We start from the raw sequence: 1,020 nt of genomic DNA, 5'->3' as shown, positions 1-1,020 counted from the left end.
CCAGCCACAGCAACCTTTCAAGCAGATCCCACAAACCCGTGCAAGATCGAGGCTAGGTCTTGTCTGACAAACCTAGACCCGCGCCGCCCGCCTGAGCAGGTACCGCTGCTCCGGCACGTTGAGCGTCTGGGCGGCCGCCGGAACTCCCGGCCCGCCCAGCGACTCCTCGGCGGTCGCGAGTTCCGCCAGACCCTCGCGAGGCCAGTGCGCCATCGCGAGGGCCACGATCCGGTTCAGTGTGACCATCGGCCCCGGCGTGCAGGCGTTCAACAACTCATACAGCCCAAGGATCTGCGTCCAGTCCGTCTCCTCAGCCGACGCGGCTTCGTCGTGCACCGCCGCGATCGCCGCCTGCAGTTGAAACGGACCGATGGGCGCCGTCGCCAGCGTCGCACTGATCAACTCCGTGCCCTAGGCGATCGCCTCCTTGTCCCACAGCGACCGGTCCTGCTCCGCCAGTGGGACCAGTTCGCCCATCGCGGGTGCGGGCGGCCCGGGGGCGTCGGTCAGCAGCATCAGCAGCAGCCCGGCGACCTCGCCATCGTCGGGCAGGCGTTCGCGCACCTGGCGGGTCAGGCGGATCGCCTCGGAGCTGAGCTCCACCCGTTGCAGCGACGTGCCCGAACTGGCGCATGGACGGGACGGTCACCGCCGCGGTCGAGCTGCGGCCCTGACCGTCACAGGGCGCAGACGCGCCACTCGCCGGACTCCTTGACCAACGGGTACGTCCGGCGGTCGACGCCACCGGAGCCCAGGTCGGTGGCCAGCACGGTGAAGTTCGGCGGGTCGGCGTCCGGGTCGACGCTCTCCAGCGTCAGCCGAAAGCCGCCCGCCAGGAACAGCTGGTCGGTCCGGTCGTGGTCACGTTCGCAGGTGACCCCGGCGAGGGCGTTGTTGTCCTGGACGTTGATCGCGTCGACGAAGACCCGGGCGGTGGTGATCGGCGGGTTCGTGGGTTCCGGGTCGACCAGGAAATAGCCTGCGGCCGCGATGCCCGCGATGCCCGCGACGGCCACGCCG

The 1,020-nt window shown here is 70.0% G+C and carries 2 protein-coding genes and 1 pseudogene; all 3 read right to left on the bottom strand.

What is annotated here, in order from left to right:
• Positions 1–72: 72 nt before the first annotated feature.
• Positions 73–402 (bottom strand): hypothetical protein, encoded by a 330-nt coding sequence (locus ACRDSQ_RS26180; RefSeq protein ID WP_431424619.1) that lies wholly within the window; start codon positions 400–402, stop codon positions 73–75.
• A 9-nt stretch (positions 403–411) separates the two neighbouring features.
• Positions 412–618, bottom strand: a pseudogene (locus ACRDSQ_RS26175) (DUF6596 domain-containing protein); the annotation flags it as partial.
• A gap of 59 nt (positions 619–677) precedes the next feature.
• Positions 678–1,020, bottom strand: a 343-nt coding sequence (locus ACRDSQ_RS26170; RefSeq protein ID WP_431424618.1) for a hypothetical protein, incomplete at its 5' end; no start/stop codon positions are given.

It is taken from the genome of Actinokineospora sp. (assembly GCF_050699995.1).
Lineage (GTDB): Bacteria > Actinomycetota > Actinomycetes > Mycobacteriales > Pseudonocardiaceae > Actinokineospora.
Note: the sequence above shows the minus strand (reverse complement) of the source record. Positions and strands in the feature narration are given on the sequence as shown.